This is a genomic window from Intrasporangium sp. (assembly GCF_040414665.1).
In the GTDB taxonomy this organism is placed as follows: Bacteria; Actinomycetota; Actinomycetes; order Actinomycetales; family Dermatophilaceae; genus Intrasporangium.
This window is the reverse complement of sequence record NZ_JBEDUL010000019.1, coordinates 16,428-34,884: the sequence shown is the minus strand read 5'-3', so window position 1 is coordinate 34,884 and position 18,457 is coordinate 16,428. Positions and strand designations below refer to the sequence as shown.

The following is an 18,457-nucleotide window of genomic DNA, read 5'->3' as shown; positions in this document are numbered from 1 at the left end:
AAGAGCCCCTCGAAGGTCATCAGGTGGTCGGTGGCGATGGAACCGGTGATGGCGATCTGCACATCGCAAACCTAGCGTGCGGGGGCGGGGCTGGACCGTCGCACCTCTGCCCCCGCGCGGCGACCGCGCCGAGCGAGACGGGCAACGCAGTGGCTCGGCCCCACGAGCGGCTCGAGGCTCTCGACGTCCACGGGTGCCCCGACGCGCTCGAGCAGGCCCTCCATGAGGCCGCGATGGACCGCGCACACGACGTCGAGGTGCTGCGTGGCCACCTCGAGGAACGGACACGCGATGACGTCGATGCGGGCCCGATCCCCCTCGACCGCGGGGCGGGACTCGAAGCCCATGCCGGAGAGCGTCTCGACCACGAGGTCCGCAGCGGCGGAGAGGGACCCGGGCCGCTCCCCCGCCGGCGCGGCGAGCCCGCCGAAGGTGCGGCCGGCGTCAGCGGCCTCGCGAGCCGGGTCGTCCGCACTGCTCGCCAGGTGGGTCGCGAGGATGTCCGCGAGCAGCCGGTAGCTGCGTTGTGTCGCCCGCGGCGCAGCGACCTCGGCGACGTAGTGCGTCCGCGGCCGGCCCGGCGTCGTCCGCTCCTCGCGCTCACGCGACACGACTCCGGCAGCCACCAAGGCCTCGAGGTGGAACCTGGCGGTGTTCGGGTGTGCTCCCAGACGGCCGGCGACCTCTGCCGCGGTCGCCGGGGCGCCCAGGTCCTGGAGCACGGCGAGGACCCGGCTCCGCGAGGGACCGAACCGCTGCGCCTCCTCGGCTCGGTCAGGCGGCGGAATGCTCACGCTCTCGATCGTCCCACGCGTCGAGTCCCCGCTCCTGCAGCTGCGTGCCGAGCCAGTCCACCGCGTCCACGCCGACGATGGCCTGCCCGTCGACGACGAGCGTCGGGACCGTGCCCCCGACCTCCCGCCACTGCGAGCGCCAGTCCCTGATGAAGTGCCACGCCGCATTCGAGATGGGTCCACCGGTGACGTCACACGCGAGGCCCCAGCGCCAGACCGGCTCGGAGGTCGACGAGCCCTTGAGCAGGTCGTCGACGAGAAGCGTCCGCAGGACTCGCGCGTCGTCGAGGTCGACTCCGTTCTCCCAGAAGGCCTCGAAGAGCCTCCGCCGGACCGGACGTGCGACATCTGCGGCATAGGCCTCCGCATAGGCCGAGGTCGCCGCGCCCGTGAACGGCACGTGCCCCTTGAGGGTGTAGGGCAGCGGTTCGCCCGGCAGCAGGTGGGTGAGCACCTGTGCCACCTCGGCCTGGAGCGCCTGGAAGCGGTCGGTCAGCTCGGTACGACTTAGCTGGTGCCAGGGTTCGTGCTCGGTGGTGCGCCAGTCGATCGCAACCCCGTCGTCGGCGAGCGCCTCGGTGCGCCGCCACGCGAGGTGGCTCCAGGGACAGGTGAAGTCGCCCCACACCGTCATGCGCGTCATCCGCATGTTCCGCAGCTCCGTCGCCACCGGCTCTTCTCCTCCCGGATTCATCGGTCTACAGTGTTTTTACAACTTCCTTGTGAAAACATCAAGAGCCGAGGAGAGCTCATGACCTACGTGATCGGCAGCCCGTGCATCGACGTCAAGGACCGCGCCTGTGTCGAGGAGTGTCCCGTCGACTGCATCTACGAGGGCCAGCGATCGCTCTACATCCACCCCGACGAGTGCGTGGACTGCGGCGCCTGCGAGCCGGTCTGTCCCGTCGAGGCGATCTACTACGAGGACGATCTGCCGGCCGAGCTGCAGCCCTACCTGCAGGACAACACCGACTTCTTCGAGGAGACCATGACCGGGCAGAGTGAGCCGCTCGGCTCCCCCGGCGGCGCCGCCAAGCTGGGGGTGCTGCCGTTCGACACGCCTCTCGTAGCGGCCTTCCCCCAGCGTGAGACCGAGTGAGACCCACGTCACGTCGCTCCCCCTGCGCTACCCCGTGGTAGGCCTGTCCGCCGGTGCCGAAGCGGCCTAGCGTGGGCGGTATGAGCACCCCGACCATCGAGTTTCCCAGCCCGCGCGACGGTCTCGACTCGGGCAGCATCGCCGAGCTCGTCGACGACTCCCGGGCGATCCACCTTCCCCGGTTCGCCGCCACCGGGTCCACCCCCGAGCACGTGGACATCGACGTCCCCGATGACGCCGCCGCCCTCGTCCAGGGCCTCGGAGACTACGGCTTCTGACGCGACCACCCGCGCGAGGTGGCCGTCGGAGCGGCGGCCGGCTCAGCGGCATACGGCAGAGATGACGAAGGGCCCCACCGCTGGGTGGGGCCCTTCGTCGTGATCTCGGCTGGACTCAGCTGAAGGAGTCGCCGCAGGCGCAGCTGCTGCCCGCGTTGGGGTTGTCGATCGTGAAGCCCTGCTTCTCGATGGTGTCGGCGAAGTCGATCGTCGCGCCCTCGAGGTACGGCGAGCTCATCCGGTCGACGACGACCTCGACACCGTCGAAGTCGCGGACGAGGTCACCGTCGAGCGTGCGCTCGTCGAAGTAGAGCTGGTAGATCAGGCCCGAGCACCCACCCGGCTGGACACCCACGCGCAGGCGCAGGTCGTCGCGACCCTCCTGCTCCAGCAGGCTCTTGACCTTCGAGGCCGCCACGTCGGTGAGGATGACACCGTGGGCCGGAGCCTCGGTCTGGGCCGGTGTGGCCTCGGTGGCGGAAGCGTTCGTGTCGACACTCATGTGCAGTCCTTCACGTCATGGAGCATGGGTCTCGAGTGACAACCCAAGCGGAGTCGGAAGTGTTCCCGATGTCCCAAGGATACGTCGCACCTCGCCGGATGCCCGCATCGACCACACCATGCCGTATGCCGCTGGGCTCGCCGAGTGGGCACGGGACCTCCCGATCGTCCGCCACTCCCTCGTCGAGTGCGCACCTGGTGCTGCCCAGCCGTCCGTGCCCGACGCGAACTGCACACTCGACCAGGGCCCAGCCCGACGCGAGGTGCACACTCGACCAAGGGGCGGCTCGCGAGATCAGTCGCGGCGCGGCGACCACGTGCGAGCGACGCGGGCGACTCGCGCCGCGAGCGTCCCGGCCGGGTCGGCGAGCGAGAGCTCGAGCTCGGCGGGCCGGTCGACGACCGGGTACACCCCGGACAGGCCGGCCGCCATGGCGTCGCGGCGGCCCAGCTCCGACCGACCGGGAGCGGCGATGACGGGCACGCCGCGATGCGCGGCCGCGGTCGCAACCCCGACGACGACCTTGCCGTGGAGCGACTGCCAGTCCAGGGCGCCCTCGCCCGTGAGCACGAGGTCTGCGCGCGCCAGCCGGTCCGCGAAGCCGACCGCCTCGAGCACTGCCTCGATGCCTGCGACCCGGTGCCCGCCGAGCAGGTGCAGGGCATAGCCCAGACCCCCGGCCGCCCCCGCGCCGGGTTCCCGCTCCGGTCTCCTGGGCGCGCCGGTGAGCAGGTCCGTTGCCGGCGGGCTCACGCGCGCAATGACGCTCGCGAAATGGCTGAGGGCGTTCTCGAGAGCCTGCGCCTGCTCGGGCGACGCCCCCTTCTGCTCGGCGAAGACGGCGCTGGCTCCCTTGAGGCCGAGCAGCGGCGAGTCCACGTCACTCGCGATGAGGACGTCGGTGCGGCATAGTCGCTCGCGTGCGTCGGCCAGGCCGGATAGGTCCTGGACCGTCACGCCGGCCAGGGCCAGCCCGCCGACGCCGAGGCGCTCCCGTGTCCCGACGCCGAGCGCCGCGAGCAGGCCGGCCCCGGCATCATTGGTGCCGGACCCGCCGAGGCCGACCACCACCTGCCGCACGCCGAGGTCGAGAGCGGCCTGCACGAGCTCGCCGACGCCGAACGTCGTCGTGCGGGTCGGATCGCGATCGATCGGGGCGAGCAGGTGCAGCCCGGCCGCCTGCGCGGACTCGAGATAGGCCGTGGCGCCGGCAATGAGCACGGTCGCCGGGACGGGTCGACCCAGCGGGTCCGAGACGACCACTCCATGGACCTGCCCGGCCAGACTCTGCGAGAGAACGTCGACGAATCCCGGCCCGCCGTCCGAGAGCGGGACGACCTCCACCGTGTCGTGGGGCGCGGTGCGCAGCCAACCCTCAGCCATCGCTGCGGCCGCCTGCCCGGCGGTCAGGGTACCGGTGAAGCAGTCGGGGGCGATGAGCACGTGCACGCGCGCATGCTGTCACACCCTCGTGTCAGAGCCCGTCTCACCGCCGTCCTCCATTCGGAGGAGGCGAGGCGTCGAACCACTGGTCGGCGAACAGGTCCGCGTGGTCCATACCGGGGCGACCGGCGCCCCAGCACACTCGATGCCATGCCAGTCATCGACATCTCCGGCCTGCGCAAGACCTATGGAGACACGATCGCCGTGGACGACGTCTCCTTGAGCGTCGAGGAGGGCGAGATCTTCGGGATCATCGGACCCAACGGCGCCGGCAAGACGACCACTGTCGAGTGCCTTCTGGGCCTGCGAGAGCGGGACGGCGGCACCGTGTCGGTGCTCGGGATCGACCCCGCCCTGGACCACGAGCGGATCACGACCGTCGTCGGCGCCCAGCTCCAGGAGTCAGCGCTCCCCGACAAGCTGTCGGCCGGAGAGGCGCTCGAGCTCTACGCAGCCTTCTATCCCGAGCCGGCGGACCGGGACGGCCTCGTCGAACAGCTGGGACTGGAAACGTTCCTCGGCACGCCGTTCGCCAAGCTGTCCGGAGGACAACGCCAGCGGCTCTCGATCGCCCTCGCGCTCGTCGGCAGGCCCCGGATCGCCGTGCTCGACGAGCTGACGACCGGGCTCGACCCTGCTGCCCGCCGGGAGACGTGGCAGCTCGTGCGGAACCTGCGCGACGGCGGGGTGACGATCGTGCTCGTCACCCACTTCATGGAAGAGGCCGAGCTCCTCTGCGACCGCGTCGCCGTCATCGACGCCGGGCGGGTCACGGCGCTGGGAACCCCCGCGGAGATCTCCGCCGGCGCGGCACCCGAGCAGACCCTGCGGTTCATGCCCTCCCGGCCGCTCGACCCCGACGCGCTCCTCGGCCTCGACGCCGTGCACTCGGTCGGACGGGATGGGGCCGACATCGTCGTGCGTGGAGCCGACGGCGTCGTCCAGTCCGTCATCGGCGAGCTGATCCGCCGGGACATCCTCGCCCGGCGGCTGCGGGTCGACCAGGCCGGCCTCGACGAGGCCTTCGTGGCCCTGACGGCCACCCACCGACACAACCAGGAGACCCAGAGATGAGCGCCTACACGGCCATGACCCGATCCGAGACCCGACTCTTCTTCCGCGAGCCGCTGGCCGTCTTCTGGACGTGCGTGTTCCCCGTCGCGCTGCTGTGCATCTTTGGGCTCATCCCGTCGTTCCGCGAGGTCGGTCCCGAGACGGGGGTCCGGATGCTCGACGTCTACGTCCCGGTCATGATCCTCATGTCCATGACCTTCGTGGCCGTGACGGGCGTCGGGACCGAGCTCGGCACCAGTCGCGAGCGGCGCATCCTCAAGCGGCTGGCGACGACGCCGGCCGGCTGGCGACTGCTCATGGCGGCCCAGTTCACGCTCAACACCGTGATCATCGTCGCGGTGGCCGCGGTTGTCCTCACGGTGGGGCGCGCGGTCTTCGCTGTGCCGCTGCCGGCCAACCCAGCGGCATACGGCCTCGTCATCGTCCTGACCACGACGGCGCTGCTGTCGCTCGGGCTGCTCATCGGCGCCCTCTCCCCCTCGGCCAAGGTCGCCGCCGCCGTCGGCTCGATGGCGTTCTTCCCGCTCATGTTCTTCGGCGGGCTGTGGCTGCCGGTGCAGGTCATGCCGGACGTGCTGCGGTCCGTCAGCGAGTTCACGCCACTCGGTGCCGCGTCGTCCGCGCTTCACGCCGCGTCCCTGGGCGACTGGCCCGCGGCCCAGCACCTGCTCGTCCTCGTTGCCTATGCCGTGGTCCTTGCCGCCGCCGCCGTCAAGTGGTTCCGGTGGGAGTAGCCCGGCCCCGTACCATCGGCCGGATGAGTACCAGGGGGCCCGCCGCCGCCATCCTGCCCTCGGACCGGCGGTTCCGGGCGCGACAGGAGGCCTTCTACCGCTGGCTCCCTCCCGCCATGCTCGTGGTTGTCACGTGCGGTGTCATCGTCACGGGTCAGTCCCGGGTCGCACCGATGGTGGCGGTCGGCGTGAGCACCGTGACGGCGCTGCTCGACCAGCTCGCATGGGCCCGTCCGGCTCGGCGAGCGCGAATGGCGAGCCGCCGCGTGGGCCTGTCCCACCTGATCGACCTGGCCGTCGGCCTCGGGCTCGTCGGCCTCGCCGCCAGCCTCGTCCACGCGGTGCATCCCCTGTTCGGCTTCTTCGCCTGGTCCCTCTTCTTCCGACTGCCCCCGGTGCTCCACGGTGCGTCACGATGGGCCGCCATCGTTGCAGCAGCGGCCGTGATCAGCTGGGGCCAGACCGGCGCACCGACGACGCCCACCGTCGACATCCTGCCGATCTGGCTCGTGCTCATCCTCCTGAATGGCACCGTGGCCGTGGTCGTCATCAGGTTCGCCGAAACCTCCGAGCGTCAGGAGGGCCGGCGCATCGACTCGCTCGAGCAGCTGGAGCTCGCCAACCGCCGGCTGGAGGCCACGTTGGCGGAGAACGCCGGGCTGCAGGCCCAGCTCGTCGAGCAGGCACGGGAAGCCGGGGTCCAGGCCGAGCGGGAGAGGTTTGCCGGCGAGGTTCACGACACGATCGCGCAGGCGCTCGCCGGAGTGGTCACCCAGCTCGAGGCGATGGAGCAGTCCTCGTCGCCGGCCGACCGGCAGCACCACCTGCACCTGGCCCGCGAGCTCGCCCGCACGGCGCTGTCCGAGGCGCGCCGTTCCCTCCACGCCATCGGCCCCGAGCACCTCGAGACGGCAAGGCTCCCGGACGCAGTTCGGGACCTGGTCGGGACGTGGGGAGCCGGGTCCGGCGTGGAGGTTGCGTTCGACGTGGCCGGCGAGCCGCGGACGCTGGGCGCCGACGCCGAGGTGGCCCTCTACCGTTCGGCCCAGGAGGCACTCACCAACGTGGAGAAGCACGCACGCGCCAGCCGCACGGTCGTCACGCTGACCTACACCGACGACGAGGTCCTGCTCGACGTCCGCGACGACGGCCGGGGCCTGCCGCCCGGCCACCGGTTCCGCCAGGGCAGCACGGGAACGGGGGGAGGGTTCGGGCTGCGGTCGATGCGCCAGCGGGTTGCAGCGGCGGGCGGGTTCGCCAGGATCGAGTCCGAGCCGAGGGCCGGGACCACGGTGTCGGTCGTCATGCCGGCGCCGATGAGACTCCGCGGGGCCGGCGAGGAGACGGCGTGACCGGGATCAGGGTCCTCATCGTCGACGACCACCCCGTGGTCCGCGACGGCCTCAGCGGGATGTTGCGCCATGTCGAGGACATCACCGTGGTCGGCGACGTCGCCGACGGGGAGTCGGCACTCGCCTTCGTCGCCGCGCACGATGTCGACGTCGTGCTGATGGATCTCCGGATGCCGGGGATGGGCGGTGTGGCCGCCATCCGAACGCTGGGCAAGCAGGCCCCCGACGTGCACGTGCTCGTCCTGACGACGTTCGACACTGACAGCGACGTCCTACCGGCGATCGAGGCGGGCGCCACGGGGTACCTCCTCAAGGACAGCTCGGCGGCGACGCTGGTCGAGGGCGTCAGGGCGGCCCACCACGGGCGGGCGGCCCTGGCTCCCTCGGTCGCGGGGCGACTGATCTCCTCAGTCCGGGAGCCGGCCCCGGGCGCCCTCAGCCCGCGCGAGCGCGAGGTACTCACGCTCATCGCGGACGGCGCCACCAACCGGGACGTGGCCGCACGGCTCTTCGTCAGCGAGACCACCGTCAAGACGCATCTGCTCCGCGTGTTCGAGAAGCTCGGCGTCCGCGACCGCGCCGCGGCGGTGAGCGAGGGTCACCGCCGCGGCATCCTCAGCTGACCACCAGCGTCAGGAGGGAGTCAGGGCAGCAGCAGCGCGGAGTCGCCGAACTCGTGCCACGCGTAGCGCCGGGCGAGCGCCGCGTCGTAGGCGGCCTGAGTGAGAGTCGGCCCGGCCACCGCCTCGACGAGGAGCAGGTGCGAGGCGTCCGCGTTGTGCCACCCCGTGACGAGGCCTCCCACGACCCGGACCGGACGGTCGGACGAGATGACGACGTCGGTCCACCCTCCGGCGGCCTGGACGACGCCGGTCTCGTCGGCGGCCGACTCCAGGGCGCGCGTGGCTGTCGTGCCGACGGCGACGATGCGCCCGCCGGCGGCTCTGGCCGCGTTGACGACGGCCGCCGTCGACCCCGACACGGCGAACCGCTCGGGTTGCGGCGCCTCCCCGGCCTCCTGCGATGAGAGGCCGGTGTGGAGGGTGACGGGGACGATGACGATGCCCGCCGAGACGAGGCTCGTCACCAGGTGGGTGGTGAAGGGTCGTGCCGCGCTCGCCATCTCGGCGCTGCCGGGGATCGTGCCGAAGACGGTCTGGTAGGCGGTGAGCGGGAAGCGGGCCCGGAGGTAGCCGTAGGCGATGGGGCGTCCATGGGAGGCGAGGTGGTCGGTGAGACCGCCGCCGGCGGACTCGACCGCCCTCCAGAGCCGGTTGCCCGATCCGGACGGGGACGAGCCCTCCTCGGCATGCGGAGCCACGAGCCGAAGGGTCGGCGGGGACTGCGTGACCCGGGTGGCCCGGGTGGCCCGGCGATGGCGACCCCCGAGGTCGATCTCGTCGCCGACGGCAGCGTCGAGCAGGGGGTGGGCGGCATCCGGCGCGGTGCGCAGCTCGACGACCCACGAACCGTCGTCGAGCTGTGCGCCCACATGGACCACGACCGGGCCTCGGGTGGCGAGCCGGCCGTCGGCCTCAGCCGCGATGGTGGCCGAGTTGTTGACGACGAGGACGTCGCCCGGCCGCAGATGGCGACCCAGCGCCCGGAACATCGTGTGCTCGACAGTCACTGCGCCGTGCTGCTCCGACGCAACGAGCAGGCGCACTGCGTCCCGGCTGACGCCCTTGGCCTCGGGAGGCGCGTCGGCGGTGAGCTCCTCCGTCGGGCCGAACCGGGTGGCCGGGCGCTGCCCGATCCCGGCCGTCATGCCGAGCCTCCGGAAGCGGTGGAGGTGGCCTCCGGAGGCGACCCGACGGCGGACTCCCCGAGCAGGTCCACGGCCCGGTAGCGGCCGCTCGGTGGCCGGACCGCGAGCAGGCGCAGGATCGCCGGGACCGCGACCTCCTCGGGCAGCGGTCGGTCGCTGATGTCCTCACCGGGGAAGGCCGCCTGGTGCATCGCCGTGCGCATGTCACCGGGGTCGAACGCATACGCATGTATGCCGCTGAGCTCGCTTCCGAGCGTCAACGCGAGCTCGTCGAGGGCGGCCTTCGACGACGCATACCCACCCCACGTCTCATAGTGCCCGACCGCCGCGTCAGAGGAGATGTCGAGCAGGACGCCGCCATCCGCGAGGAGGAAGGGAAGGACGGCCCGGGTCAGTGCGTGGGGACCGACGACGTTCACGTCGAGGATCCGGCTGAGCGCCTCGGGCGTGAGGTCCTCGAGACGGCGGAGCGGGGTGGGGCCCAGCGTGCTGGCGTTGTTGACGAGCAGATCGAGACTCCCCCAGCCCGTCACCACCCTGAGAAGCTCTTCGCGATGAGCGGCATCGGCGACGTCGCCGGCGCGGGCGACCACTTCGGTGGTTCGGGCCAGCTCTGCGGCTGCGAGGGCGAGGTCGTCGGCTGCCCGGCCGGTGAGCAGCAGGCGCCATCCCTGGTCGGCCAGCCGTCCCGCAAGGGCCCGCCCGAGGCCACGGCTGGCGCCGGTGATGAGGGCTGTACGTGATGAGTCCATGCGCACAGCCTCCAACCTGAAGCCGACTTCAGGTCAACCTCGTTTCCGGACTGCATCTCTGCACACGGCTCGGACCTACGCTGCGGGCACGGCGACGTGGGACGAGGGCACGACGGCGACGACCCGGGCGTCGAGACCGGTGCGTGCCATCGGCCCGACCCGGACCTGACCCGACCTGACCCGACCTAACCCTCGTCGCCCTCTGCAACGGCGAGGGCATGCTTGCCGAGGTCTGGCCGCTGGTGCTCTCCGCGCCCTGAGGGCGAAGTCCGAAGTACCTTGTCCATCGCCTTGCCCTTGGCCAGCTCGTCGACGAGCTTGTCCAGGTAGCGGATCTTCTGCATGAGCGGGTCGTCGATCTCCTCGACGCGCACCCCGCACACCACGCCCTTGATCTGCGAGGCATTCGGGTTGAGCGCGGCCTCCGCGAAGAAGTCCTCGACGGTCGTGCCCGCGGCCAGGTGATCGCTCAACGCGGAGTCGTCGAAACCGGTCAGCCACTCGATCACCTCATCGAGCTCGTCCTTCGTGCGCCCCTTCCGCTCGACCTTCGTCACGTAGAGGGGGTACACCGACGCGAAGCTGGTGGTGAAGATCCGGCTCATCCTCCCGAGGGTAGTGCCGGCCAGGTGCGGACCGGGGGGTGACGCTGGGAGCAGGCACAGCGGCATACGATCTGTCCATGACGACGGCACCGGCCCCGCTGCCCCTCCTCGTGCTCGGCCACGGCACCGAGCTGCACACCGAGCGCGGCGTGGATTGCCCCGGCGACCTGCCCGCCCCCTCCGACCCCGACCTCGTGGAGCGCGCCCGCGTCGCCAAGGCGGCCCTCGGCGACCAGGTCTTCGTGCTCGGACACCACTACCAGCGTGACGAAGTGATCCAGTTCGCCGACGTGACGGGCGACTCGTTCAAGCTCGCCCGAGACGCAGCAGCCCGCCCGGATGCCCCCTCCATCATCTTCTGCGGCGTGCACTTCATGGCCGAGTCCGCCGACATCCTGACGAGCGACGACCAGACGGTGATCCTGCCCGACCTCGCCGCCGGCTGCTCGATGGCCGACATGGCGGCGATCGCCCAGGTCGAGGACGCATGGGAGCAGCTCGAGGCTGCCGGGGTGGCGGGCCAGACGGTCCCGGTCACCTACATGAACTCATCGGCCGCGATCAAGGCCTTCACCGGCCGGCACGGCGGCACCGTGTGCACGAGCTCCAACGCCCGGACGGCGCTCGCCTGGGCCTTTGAGCAGGTCGGCGGGGTGCAGGGCGACGGCAAGGTGCTCTTCCTGCCCGACCAGCACCTCGGGCGCAACACCGCGGTCCGCGAGCTCGGCCTTGCCCTCGAAGACTGCGTCGTGTGGGACCCGCACCGACCGGGCGGGGGCCTCACGCCCGAGGCGCTGGCCGAAGCGCGGATGATCCTCTGGCGCGGACACTGCTCGGTGCACGGCCGGTTCACCGTCGACGCGGTCGAGACCGCACGGCGGGAGATCCCCGGCGTCAAGGTCATCGTCCACCCCGAGTGCCGCTACGAGGTGGTCGAGCTCGCCGATGAGGTCGGGTCGACGGAGAAGATCATCAACACGATCGCCGCAGCCCCGGACGGCACGTCCTGGGTCGTCGGCACCGAGCTCAACCTCGTCAAGCGGCTTGCCCAGCAGTTTCCGGGCCAGCGGATCGCCTTCCTCGAGAAGAACGTCTGCTACTGCTCGACGATGAACCGTATCGACCTGCCTCATCTCGTCTGGGCACTTGAGTCCCTCGTCGAAGGCAGGGTGGTCAACCCGATCCAGGTCGATGCACAGGTGGCGGCAGACGCCCGAGTCGCGCTCGATCGCATGCTCGCGCTCCCCGGCACCACCCACAAGGACTGACCGGGTGGCGGACCCGATCAGGCGGCGGTCCGGCCGGATGGACCAGATCGCCGTCATCTCCGACGTCCACGGCAACGTCACGGCGCTCGAGGCTGTCCTGGCCGATATCGAGGCACGCGGGATCAGCCGGATCCTCAACCTCGGTGACGTCGTCGGCAAGGGGCCGCGGGGCTCTGAGGCGATCAAACTGACCCGCGAGACGTGTGAGGTGACCGTCCGCGGCAACTGGGACACCTTCATCGCCCGCCATGCCGTCCAACCCTTCGAGGCAGGGCAGTGGGCGCGCGACGAGCTGACGGATGACGACGTCCGCTGGCTCGCGGCCTTGCCGAACACTCACGAGCTCGTCATGAGCGGCAAGCGAGTCCGCCTCTTCCACGCGTCGCAGACCAGCGAGTTCGTCCGCGTCCGGGTACAGCACACGCGCGAGGAGTTCCTCGGAATGTTCACGAACACCCCGTTCACCGGCGACTTCCTCGCCGGAGCGTGGCCACCCGGCACGGCGCCGGACGTCGTCGGTTACGGCGACATCCACGGCACCTATCTCGCGGCCGACGACGGACTCATGCTGTTCAACGCCGGAGCCGTCGGCAACCATCTCGATGCTCCGAGCGCCCCCTACGTCATCATCGAGGGCGTCGTGGGCTCTGCTGTGCCGGAGTCCTTCTCGGTCAACTTCGTCCGCGTGCCCTACGACATCGACGCCGAGGTCGCCGTGGCCCGGGAGCTCGGGATGCCCGACGTCGACGCCTACGCCCTCGAGCTGCGAGAGGGGACCTACCGGGGCAGGTCCGGCGGAGCACTCAGTCAGTGAGAGCGGCCAGGAACACCTTGCCGAGGTCCTGGGCCTCGCGGGCGACGTAGGCCTCGCCCTTCGCAGCGTCGGCCAGCCGGCGGAGGGTGACCGCATCGGCCTCGCCGCCGAGGGCGATGCTGAGGATCCGCACGGGACGCTCTGCGCCCGCAAGTGGCTGGAGCTTCTCCAGCACCTGCTCGAGCGAGGCGCTCCCGGGGTCCTCGTTCTTGCCGTCGCTGATCAGGACGATGGTGTTGTTGCCCTCGCGCCAGGCATTCTGAGCCGCCGCAGCCGCGGCGATGACCGTGTCGTAGAGTCCCGTGGCTCCGTCAGCCCGCAGACCGTTCAGCGACTTCTGCAGCGACTGCACCGCCGTCACGCCTCCGACGTTCCGCATCGGCGGCCCCAAGTCGAGAACCACGGTGTGGTCGGCTCGGTTCTCCTGACGTGAGAAGGTCCAAAGGCCGATGTTGGTCCGGTCCGAGAACAACGGCAGGGAGTCGGCGATGGCCTCCTTGGCCAGGTCGAGCCGGGTGGCGTTGCCTGCCGCGGCGACCCGCTCGTTCATCGAACCGGACGTGTCGAGCACGACGAGGACCGAGCCCTGACGGTCGAGAGCGGTCCATCCCTGGAGCGACTGCGCCAGCGACCATGCGTTCGGCCCGGAGGGCGTGAATCGCGGCTCGGATGCGACAACCCCCTGTGCGGTGTCCGCCTCCGTCTGCAGGCGGGGCGTGCGCCACCCATCGGCGGCGAACAGCTTGTTCTCCGCGCCGGTGACCAGGAAGACGGCGAACCGATCGAGCGCGGCCCTCTGCTGATCGGTGACCCAGTCGGCGTGCACGGTGATCAACGGGACCTCGTTGGGGTGGATCCCGTCCGACGGGTACAGGGCGGCGAGCGGGATGCGTGGCTTCGTCGCGTTGTAGCGGAGCACCTCGCGCTCGCTGGTCGGAAAGAGCATCGCCTGTTTCGTCGCGTCCTCGGGCGTCGACTTGGCGTCCGTCAGCCCCGCCAGGACCTTCTTCTGCTCGATGTTCAGGCTCGAGAGGGCACTGTGGGCGGACAGGAGGCCCCGACGGACGTCGTCCACCTCCTCGGCACCGTCAGTGGCCCACTGCGTCAGGCTCATCATCGAGGTCAGGCTCGCTGCGTCGCGAAGGGGGTCCTGCCAGCCGATCCGCACTCGTCCCCAGTCCGCATGGCCCTTGGCGCCCCAGCCCTTGGGGTCCTTCGCGAGCTCGATCAGCTGGGCCCAGCTGGGCTGTGCCTCGGGCCAGCCGAGCGCCTCCGCCATGGCCCGGGGCGCCGCGATGACGGCGGGGCTGACGGCGACCACAGGGAAGCTGTGCGGCAGTGCCGTCGACAGCTCGGGTCGCCGAGCGAGGACCTCTCGCCAGATGCTGGCATCGGGCACCCATGCCGTCGGTGCGTTCGCGCCGCCACCGGCCTCGAGCGAGGCGCGGAGTGTGTCCGCGAAGGCATTGGGCTCCGCAGAGACGATGGTCGTCTTGCTGCACCGCCCATCGACCCACGAGGCGGTGCCCTGGTCGAAGGCCGCCGCCGCCTTGGTCAGCAACGGCGCCAGTGAGGGCGAGGCGGTGACAGTCAGGGGCACGCGCTCATCGCCGCACGCCACGGGCGCGGATCCCCCGTCAGGCCGGAAGACCAGAAACGCACCGAGCCCGAGCAGCAGGAGAGGGGCGAGCACGAAGGCGATGAGCTTGACCTTGCGGCTGGGCCCGGCCGATGGCGCCCGATGCCGTCCACCTGAGCGCCCTGTCGTGCCCTGCGTCGCGGATGGACGCGCGCTTGAGCCGGCAGCAGCCTCTCGAAGACTCTTCTCGTACGGACCCACCGGGCGTCCCGGAGGCCTTGGCTCTTGACTCACCCGCGTCCTCCCGAGTCCCACGCCTCATCGCAACTGGGCGATGCACCACGTCGTGAAGGCATCGCACCCGGACAGTTGATCCGAATCGTACACATCGGGCCCGCGACGTCCACCCGGGGCACGGAATCTGAGATCCCTCACGAGCGCATGGCACCGAGGCGCACGAGCAGGATCGCCTCCGCCTCACACACCCGCGCGAACTCTTCGAGGTGGAGCGACTCGTTCGCGCCATGCGCCCGCGTGTCCGGGTCCTCGACCCCGGTGACGAGGATCGCCGCCTCCGGGAATCGCGCCGCGAAGTCCGAGATGAACGGGATCGACCCGCCCACACCCATGTCGACCGGGTCGACTCCCCAGGCGTCCCGGAACGAGGCGCGGGCCTGGTCGTAGATCGGCCCCTCTGCCTGGGCTGCGAAGCCGGACCCGAGCTCGGTGAGCTCGACCGACACCCGGGCGCCCCACGGCGCATGCTGCTCGAGGTGCGCTCGAAGCAGCTCGAACGCCTTCTGCGGGTCCTGGCTCGGCGCGATCCGCATCGAGACCTTGGCCGCGGCGCGTGCCGAGAGGGTGTTGGACGCCTTGTCCATCGACGTCGCATCGATGCCGATCGTCGTGATGGACGGTTTGGTCCACAGTCGGGACAGGATCGAGCCGGAGCCGATGAGGTCGACGCCGTCGAGCAGACCGGACTCGGCGCGGAACCGCGCTTCGTCGTAGTCGAGCTCCGCCGCGATGCCCTCGTCGAGGCCCTGCACCGCGACGTTGCCGTCGTCGTCGTGGAGCGTCGCCAGGAGCCTGACCAGAGCGGTCACGGCGTCGGGGGCCGCACCGCCGAACATGCCCGAGTGGACGGAGTGGTCGAGGGTCTGGACCCGGACGATGGCACGGACCCCGCCGCGCAGCGTCGTCGTCAGTGCGGGCCGGCCGATGGCCCAGTTGCCGGAGTCGGCGATGACGATGGCGTCGGCAGCGAGCCGGTCGCCGTGCTTGGCCAGGATGGCCGGCAGCGAGGGCGAGCCGGATTCCTCCTCGCCCTCGACGAAGACCGTGACCCCCACCGGCAGCCGGCCGCGATGCGCCCTCAGGGCGGCGACGTGCGCGAGGACCCCAGCCTTGTCGTCGGCGGCGCCGCGCCCGTAGAGGCGGCCCGCGCGCTCGGCCGGCTCGAAGGGTGCGCTGTCCCAGTCCGCGTCGTCGCCAGGCGGCTGCACGTCATGGTGGGCGTACAGCGTCACGGTTGGTGCGCCCTCTGGTCCGTCGATGTGGCCGATCACGGCTGGACGCCCACCCTCGACGACGACCTCCACGTCGAGGCCCTCCCCGCGAAGCAGTTCGGCCACGGCCTCGGCGCTGCGCGCCACGTGGGACTGGTCGAAACTGGCCGCCGAGACGCTCGGGATGCGGACGAGCGCCTCGAGGTCGGCCCGCACACCGGGCATGAGCGCCGCGACTCGGTCACGGACAGCTTGGATCTGGTCAGCGGTGAGCACGTCGTCAGTCACGGTCCGACCCTATCGATCCACCTGCGAACCGGGCAGTCCCTGCCCTTGGATACCGTCGCAACATGGGTGACGAGTCGTCGGCGGACCACGCTGGGGCAGGCTTTGCCGCGGGGCTGGCCCCCTGGCTCGAGCGCTTGGACAACCTGCGCAACGTCGTCCGGCAGCAGCTCGTGTCCCGCCAGCTCGACGCCCACCTGCCCAGGACGACGGACGGGCCGCTCCGCGTCCTCGACGTGGGCGCCGGTCAGGGCACGCAGGCCCTCCGGCTCGCGCGTGCGGGCCACACCGTGACCGCCGTCGAGCCCAGCCCGGGGATGCGGGAGGCCTTCCTGCGTGCAGCCGCGGCGCTCGAGGGAGACGCGCGGCAGCGCGTGACGCTCCTCGACGGCGACGTCACCGCGCTGTCGCACCTGACGAGCCCAGCGGCATACGACGTCGTCATGTGTCACGGCGTGCTGATGTATCTCCCGGAGTCCGGCCCAGCCATGTCCCAGCTCGCCCGCTGCGCCGCACCCGGGGCGCTCGTCTCCGTCGTCGCCCGGAACTCCGACGCACTGGCCTGGCGCCCATCCATCCGACACGACTGGACGGCGGCCCTGCACCTGCTGGACGAACAGGAGCGTGCACTCGCGGAGGGAAGGGACGCCTTCTATCTCAACGAGATCGGCGTCCGCGCACGAGCCGACCGCCCGGACGAGCTCATGGCGACGGTCGAGCGCGAGGGGTTGCTGGTCGAGCAGTGGTACGGGATCCGGCTCGCCTCCGATGACGTCGGCGTGGACGCGCCCGCTCCCCCGCCCGACGAGCTCGCCCGGATCGTCGACCTGGAGGAGCGGCTCGGCCGGACCGACCCGTACCGCCGGATGGGAACGCTCGTCCACATCGCGGCACGGGCACCGAGCGCTGGTGACTTCTGACCCGTCCTCGTGCCGGTGGTGCGATGGAGGTCGGGCTGTTTCAATCGGAGGGTGCGCCGGTCACCCGATGCCGTGGGCATGGCCTTCGCTGCTGTCCCCCGAGAGGGCTTCCTGCGGCCAGCCTCGCGAGCGGACGCGCATCGCGACGCGCCAATCCCCATCGGGCACGGACAGACCAACTCGCAGCCTCGCACCGTCGAGACGATGCTGCGGCTGCTCGACGTCCAACCCGGCCACCGCGTCCTCGACGTCGGGGCTGGTTCCGGCTGGACGACCGCCCTGCTGGCGGAGCTGACCGGCCCCACAGGATCGGTTCGCGGGGTCGAGTTCGTCCCCGAGCTGGCACGGTGGGGTGCCGAGAACCTCGCGGCCGCCGGCCACTCCTGGGCCTCCATCGAGTCGGCCACCGCCGGGATCATCGGCGCCCCCGAGCATGGGCCGTACGACCGGATCCTCGTGTCCGCGAACGCCCGACACCTTCCCGGCGAGCTCGTCGCCCAGCTCGCCGATGCCGGCCGCATGGTCATTCCCGTGAACAGCCGGATGCTCGTCGTGGAGCGCCAGGGGGACGACATCCGCACGAGCGAACACGGCGCCTACCGCTTCGTGCCGCTGCGTTGAAGAGGCACGACCGGAAGGGACGTCAGATACCGCTCCAGTGCGTCGGTGGCATCCTCGATCGACCCGCCACCGAGGACGTCGACGAGCAGGCCGCGCACCACGGCCACACCCAGCCGGGTCGACGCCGGATCGGCCTCGACGCCCCACCGCGCCGCCAGGCCGGCCGTCGCCTCGACCCAGGGCGCCGTGAGGTCGTCGCCCGGCCCCCGCGACGTCAGGGCGACGGTCTCGAGGAAGAGGCGCACGAAGGGCAGCACCTCAGGACGCGTGAGCTCATCCCAGAGTCCCCGGATCAGCTGCTGCGGCGACTCGGCGCCGCTGGCAAGCCCGCGCAGGAGCCGCACCTGGTCCGCCTCCATCCGGGCGACGAGCGCTGCGACCAGCCCGGCCCTGGACCCGAAGTGGTACAGCAGCATCCGGTGCGAGGTCCCCGCTTGGGCTGCCACGTCACGCAGGCTCCGGTCGCCCAGCCCCTGCCGCGCCACGACTGCCATGACCCGATCAAGCAGCTCGTCCCCGGCCCTGCCCATCAGCACTCCCCGGTCTCGAGAGAAATCCCATTGCCTCGGACTGTACCAAGTGGTTCACTCTTGTTCATGCACCTCGAGAACGCCATGACCATTGCGGTACCCGTCGACCGGGTGTGGGAGCTCACCATCGACATCGAGCGGTGGCCGACGCTGACACCGACGATCCTGTCGGTCGAGCGACTCGACGACGGCGAGCTCAGGATCGGCAGCAGCGCTCGAGTCAGGCAGCCCCGGATGCCCCTTGCGGTGTGGACGGTGACCGAGCTGGAGCCGCTGTCCCGGTTCGTCTGGGAGGCCCGGATCCTCGGGTCACGATTCGTCGGCGGTCACCACCTCACGGCCACGTCGGACGGCACGCAGAACACCCTCACGCTCGACGTCAACGGCTGGACGGCAGGCCTCCTCTCTCTCGCCGCCGGCTCCGCGATGCGCCAGGCGATTGCCACGGAGAACGAGGGCTTTCGTCGCGCGGCAGCCAGCTCCGAGCGGCCCGGATCGGAGCAGCCTCGCTGAACACCTAGAGTTGTCCTC

Annotated in this window: 20 protein-coding genes and 1 pseudogene; 11 read left to right on the top strand and 10 right to left on the bottom strand. The window is 71.0% G+C overall.

The window, feature by feature from the left end:
- Positions 1-71: 71 nt before the first annotated feature.
- A complete protein-coding gene (locus ABF401_RS02410; protein ID WP_353507935.1) occupies positions 72-794 on the bottom strand; it encodes a helix-turn-helix transcriptional regulator in 723 nt (240 codons plus the stop codon).
- A complete protein-coding gene (locus tag ABF401_RS02405) occupies positions 775-1,464 on the bottom strand; it encodes a DsbA family oxidoreductase (protein ID WP_353507934.1) in 690 nt (229 codons plus the stop codon). The genes ABF401_RS02410 and ABF401_RS02405 overlap by 20 nt, the downstream gene beginning before the upstream one ends.
- Positions 1,465-1,545: 81 nt before the next feature.
- On the opposite strand from ABF401_RS02405, the gene fdxA reads away from it, so the two are divergent.
- Positions 1,546-1,893, top strand: coding sequence for a ferredoxin (gene fdxA / locus ABF401_RS02400; RefSeq protein ID WP_353507933.1), 348 nt, complete (start codon positions 1,546-1,548; stop codon positions 1,891-1,893).
- Between the two features lie 80 nt (positions 1,894-1,973).
- The gene (locus ABF401_RS02395) at positions 1,974-2,171 is read left to right on the top strand and encodes a hypothetical protein (protein WP_353507932.1); all 198 of its coding nucleotides are present in this window, start codon (positions 1,974-1,976) and stop codon (positions 2,169-2,171) included.
- A gap of 115 nt (positions 2,172-2,286) precedes the next feature.
- On the opposite strand, the gene erpA is transcribed toward ABF401_RS02395, so the two are convergent.
- A complete protein-coding gene (gene erpA / locus ABF401_RS02390; RefSeq protein WP_353507931.1) occupies positions 2,287-2,673 on the bottom strand; it encodes an iron-sulfur cluster insertion protein ErpA in 387 nt (128 codons plus the stop codon).
- A 294-nt stretch (positions 2,674-2,967) separates the two neighbouring features.
- Entirely contained in the window at positions 2,968-4,122 is a 1,155-nt protein-coding gene (locus ABF401_RS02385; protein ID WP_353507930.1) for a glycerate kinase family protein, read from the bottom strand.
- 144 nt (positions 4,123-4,266) lie between these two features.
- Between ABF401_RS02385 and ABF401_RS02380 the strand changes: the two genes are divergently transcribed.
- Genes ABF401_RS02380 through ABF401_RS02365 form a run of 4 tightly spaced genes read left to right on the top strand, consistent with a single transcriptional unit; the run spans position 4,267 to position 7,899 of the window.
- On the top strand, positions 4,267-5,190 hold the full coding sequence (locus ABF401_RS02380) for an ABC transporter ATP-binding protein (protein WP_353507929.1): 924 nt from the start codon (positions 4,267-4,269) through the stop codon (positions 5,188-5,190).
- Positions 5,187-5,924, top strand: a complete 738-nt coding sequence (locus tag ABF401_RS02375; RefSeq protein ID WP_353507928.1) for an ABC transporter permease — start codon at positions 5,187-5,189, stop codon at positions 5,922-5,924. The genes ABF401_RS02380 and ABF401_RS02375 overlap by 4 nt, the downstream gene beginning before the upstream one ends.
- A gap of 23 nt (positions 5,925-5,947) precedes the next feature.
- The gene (locus tag ABF401_RS02370; RefSeq protein ID WP_353507927.1) at positions 5,948-7,276 is read left to right on the top strand and encodes a sensor histidine kinase; all 1,329 of its coding nucleotides are present in this window, start codon (positions 5,948-5,950) and stop codon (positions 7,274-7,276) included.
- The gene (locus ABF401_RS02365; protein WP_353507926.1) at positions 7,273-7,899 is read left to right on the top strand and encodes a response regulator; all 627 of its coding nucleotides are present in this window, start codon (positions 7,273-7,275) and stop codon (positions 7,897-7,899) included. Before ABF401_RS02370 ends, ABF401_RS02365 begins: the two co-directional genes overlap by 4 nt.
- Before the next feature lie 20 nt (positions 7,900-7,919).
- Here ABF401_RS02365 and ABF401_RS02360 read toward each other — a convergent pair whose 3' ends face one another.
- From ABF401_RS02360 to ABF401_RS02350, 3 genes and pseudogenes are all read right to left on the bottom strand, one after another.
- Positions 7,920-9,044 (bottom strand): S-adenosylmethionine:tRNA ribosyltransferase-isomerase, encoded by a 1,125-nt coding sequence (locus ABF401_RS02360; RefSeq protein ID WP_353507925.1) that lies wholly within the window; start codon positions 9,042-9,044, stop codon positions 7,920-7,922.
- Positions 9,041-9,796, bottom strand: a complete 756-nt coding sequence (locus tag ABF401_RS02355; protein ID WP_353507924.1) for an SDR family NAD(P)-dependent oxidoreductase — start codon at positions 9,794-9,796, stop codon at positions 9,041-9,043. The genes ABF401_RS02360 and ABF401_RS02355 overlap by 4 nt, the downstream gene beginning before the upstream one ends.
- Before the next feature lie 266 nt (positions 9,797-10,062).
- Positions 10,063-10,401 (bottom strand): annotated as a pseudogene (locus ABF401_RS02350) (DUF2200 domain-containing protein); the annotation flags it as partial.
- 77 nt (positions 10,402-10,478) lie between these two features.
- On the opposite strand from ABF401_RS02350, the gene nadA reads away from it, so the two are divergent.
- Both nadA and ABF401_RS02340 read left to right on the top strand, forming a co-directional pair.
- A complete protein-coding gene (nadA, locus tag ABF401_RS02345) occupies positions 10,479-11,669 on the top strand; it encodes a quinolinate synthase NadA (RefSeq protein ID WP_353507923.1) in 1,191 nt (396 codons plus the stop codon).
- A gap of 4 nt (positions 11,670-11,673) precedes the next feature.
- The gene (locus tag ABF401_RS02340) at positions 11,674-12,483 is read left to right on the top strand and encodes a metallophosphoesterase family protein (RefSeq protein ID WP_353507922.1); all 810 of its coding nucleotides are present in this window, start codon (positions 11,674-11,676) and stop codon (positions 12,481-12,483) included.
- Here ABF401_RS02340 and ABF401_RS02335 read toward each other — a convergent pair.
- Both ABF401_RS02335 and ABF401_RS02330 read right to left on the bottom strand, forming a co-directional pair.
- On the bottom strand, positions 12,473-14,083 hold the full coding sequence (locus ABF401_RS02335; protein ID WP_353507921.1) for a substrate-binding domain-containing protein: 1,611 nt from the start codon (positions 14,081-14,083) through the stop codon (positions 12,473-12,475). The genes ABF401_RS02340 and ABF401_RS02335 overlap by 11 nt on opposite strands.
- Before the next feature lie 410 nt (positions 14,084-14,493).
- Positions 14,494-15,858: a dipeptidase gene (locus tag ABF401_RS02330; protein ID WP_353507920.1), complete on the bottom strand. Its 1,365-nt coding sequence runs from the start codon at positions 15,856-15,858 to the stop codon at positions 14,494-14,496.
- A 62-nt stretch (positions 15,859-15,920) separates the two neighbouring features.
- Here ABF401_RS02330 and ABF401_RS02325 point away from each other — a divergent pair, with 62 nt between their 5' ends.
- Both ABF401_RS02325 and ABF401_RS02320 read left to right on the top strand, forming a co-directional pair.
- Positions 15,921-16,775, top strand: a complete 855-nt coding sequence (locus ABF401_RS02325) for a methyltransferase domain-containing protein (protein WP_353507919.1) — start codon at positions 15,921-15,923, stop codon at positions 16,773-16,775.
- A 78-nt stretch (positions 16,776-16,853) separates the two neighbouring features.
- Positions 16,854-17,396 (top strand): protein-L-isoaspartate O-methyltransferase family protein, encoded by a 543-nt coding sequence (locus ABF401_RS02320; protein ID WP_353507936.1) that lies wholly within the window; start codon positions 16,854-16,856, stop codon positions 17,394-17,396.
- Here the strand turns inward: ABF401_RS02320 and ABF401_RS02315 are convergent.
- Positions 17,372-17,926, bottom strand: coding sequence for a TetR/AcrR family transcriptional regulator (locus ABF401_RS02315; protein ID WP_353507918.1), 555 nt, complete (start codon positions 17,924-17,926; stop codon positions 17,372-17,374). The two genes, ABF401_RS02320 and ABF401_RS02315, sit on opposite strands and share 25 nt — an antisense overlap.
- 66 nt (positions 17,927-17,992) lie before the next feature.
- Between ABF401_RS02315 and ABF401_RS02310 the strand changes: the two genes are divergently transcribed.
- Positions 17,993-18,439, top strand: a complete 447-nt coding sequence (locus ABF401_RS02310; protein WP_353507917.1) for an SRPBCC family protein — start codon at positions 17,993-17,995, stop codon at positions 18,437-18,439.
- Positions 18,440-18,457 lie beyond the last annotated feature (18 nt).

What these genes read in the sequence shown, in the direction of transcription:
- ABF401_RS02370 (WP_353507927.1), top strand. Translation starts at nt 5,948, where the DNA reads ATGAGTACCAGGGGGCCCGCCGCCGCCATCCTGCCCTCGGACCGGCGG.
- erpA (WP_353507931.1), bottom strand. Translation starts at nt 2,673, where the DNA reads ATGAGTGTCGACACGAACGCTTCCGCCACCGAGGCCACACCGGCCCAG.
- ABF401_RS02380 (WP_353507929.1), top strand. Translation starts at nt 4,267, where the DNA reads ATGCCAGTCATCGACATCTCCGGCCTGCGCAAGACCTATGGAGACACG.
- ABF401_RS02360 (WP_353507925.1), bottom strand. Translation starts at nt 9,044, where the DNA reads ATGACGGCCGGGATCGGGCAGCGCCCGGCCACCCGGTTCGGCCCGACG.
- fdxA (WP_353507933.1), top strand. Translation starts at nt 1,546, where the DNA reads ATGACCTACGTGATCGGCAGCCCGTGCATCGACGTCAAGGACCGCGCC.
- ABF401_RS02310 (WP_353507917.1), top strand. Translation starts at nt 17,993, where the DNA reads ATGCACCTCGAGAACGCCATGACCATTGCGGTACCCGTCGACCGGGTG.
- ABF401_RS02375 (WP_353507928.1), top strand. Translation starts at nt 5,187, where the DNA reads ATGAGCGCCTACACGGCCATGACCCGATCCGAGACCCGACTCTTCTTC.
- nadA (WP_353507923.1), top strand. Translation starts at nt 10,479, where the DNA reads ATGACGACGGCACCGGCCCCGCTGCCCCTCCTCGTGCTCGGCCACGGC.
- ABF401_RS02355 (WP_353507924.1), bottom strand. Translation starts at nt 9,796, where the DNA reads ATGGACTCATCACGTACAGCCCTCATCACCGGCGCCAGCCGTGGCCTC.
- ABF401_RS02395 (WP_353507932.1), top strand. Translation starts at nt 1,974, where the DNA reads ATGAGCACCCCGACCATCGAGTTTCCCAGCCCGCGCGACGGTCTCGAC.
- ABF401_RS02325 (WP_353507919.1), top strand. Translation starts at nt 15,921, where the DNA reads ATGGGTGACGAGTCGTCGGCGGACCACGCTGGGGCAGGCTTTGCCGCG.
- ABF401_RS02315 (WP_353507918.1), bottom strand. Translation starts at nt 17,926, where the DNA reads ATGGGCAGGGCCGGGGACGAGCTGCTTGATCGGGTCATGGCAGTCGTG.
- ABF401_RS02320 (WP_353507936.1), top strand. Translation starts at nt 16,854, where the DNA reads ATGGCCTTCGCTGCTGTCCCCCGAGAGGGCTTCCTGCGGCCAGCCTCG.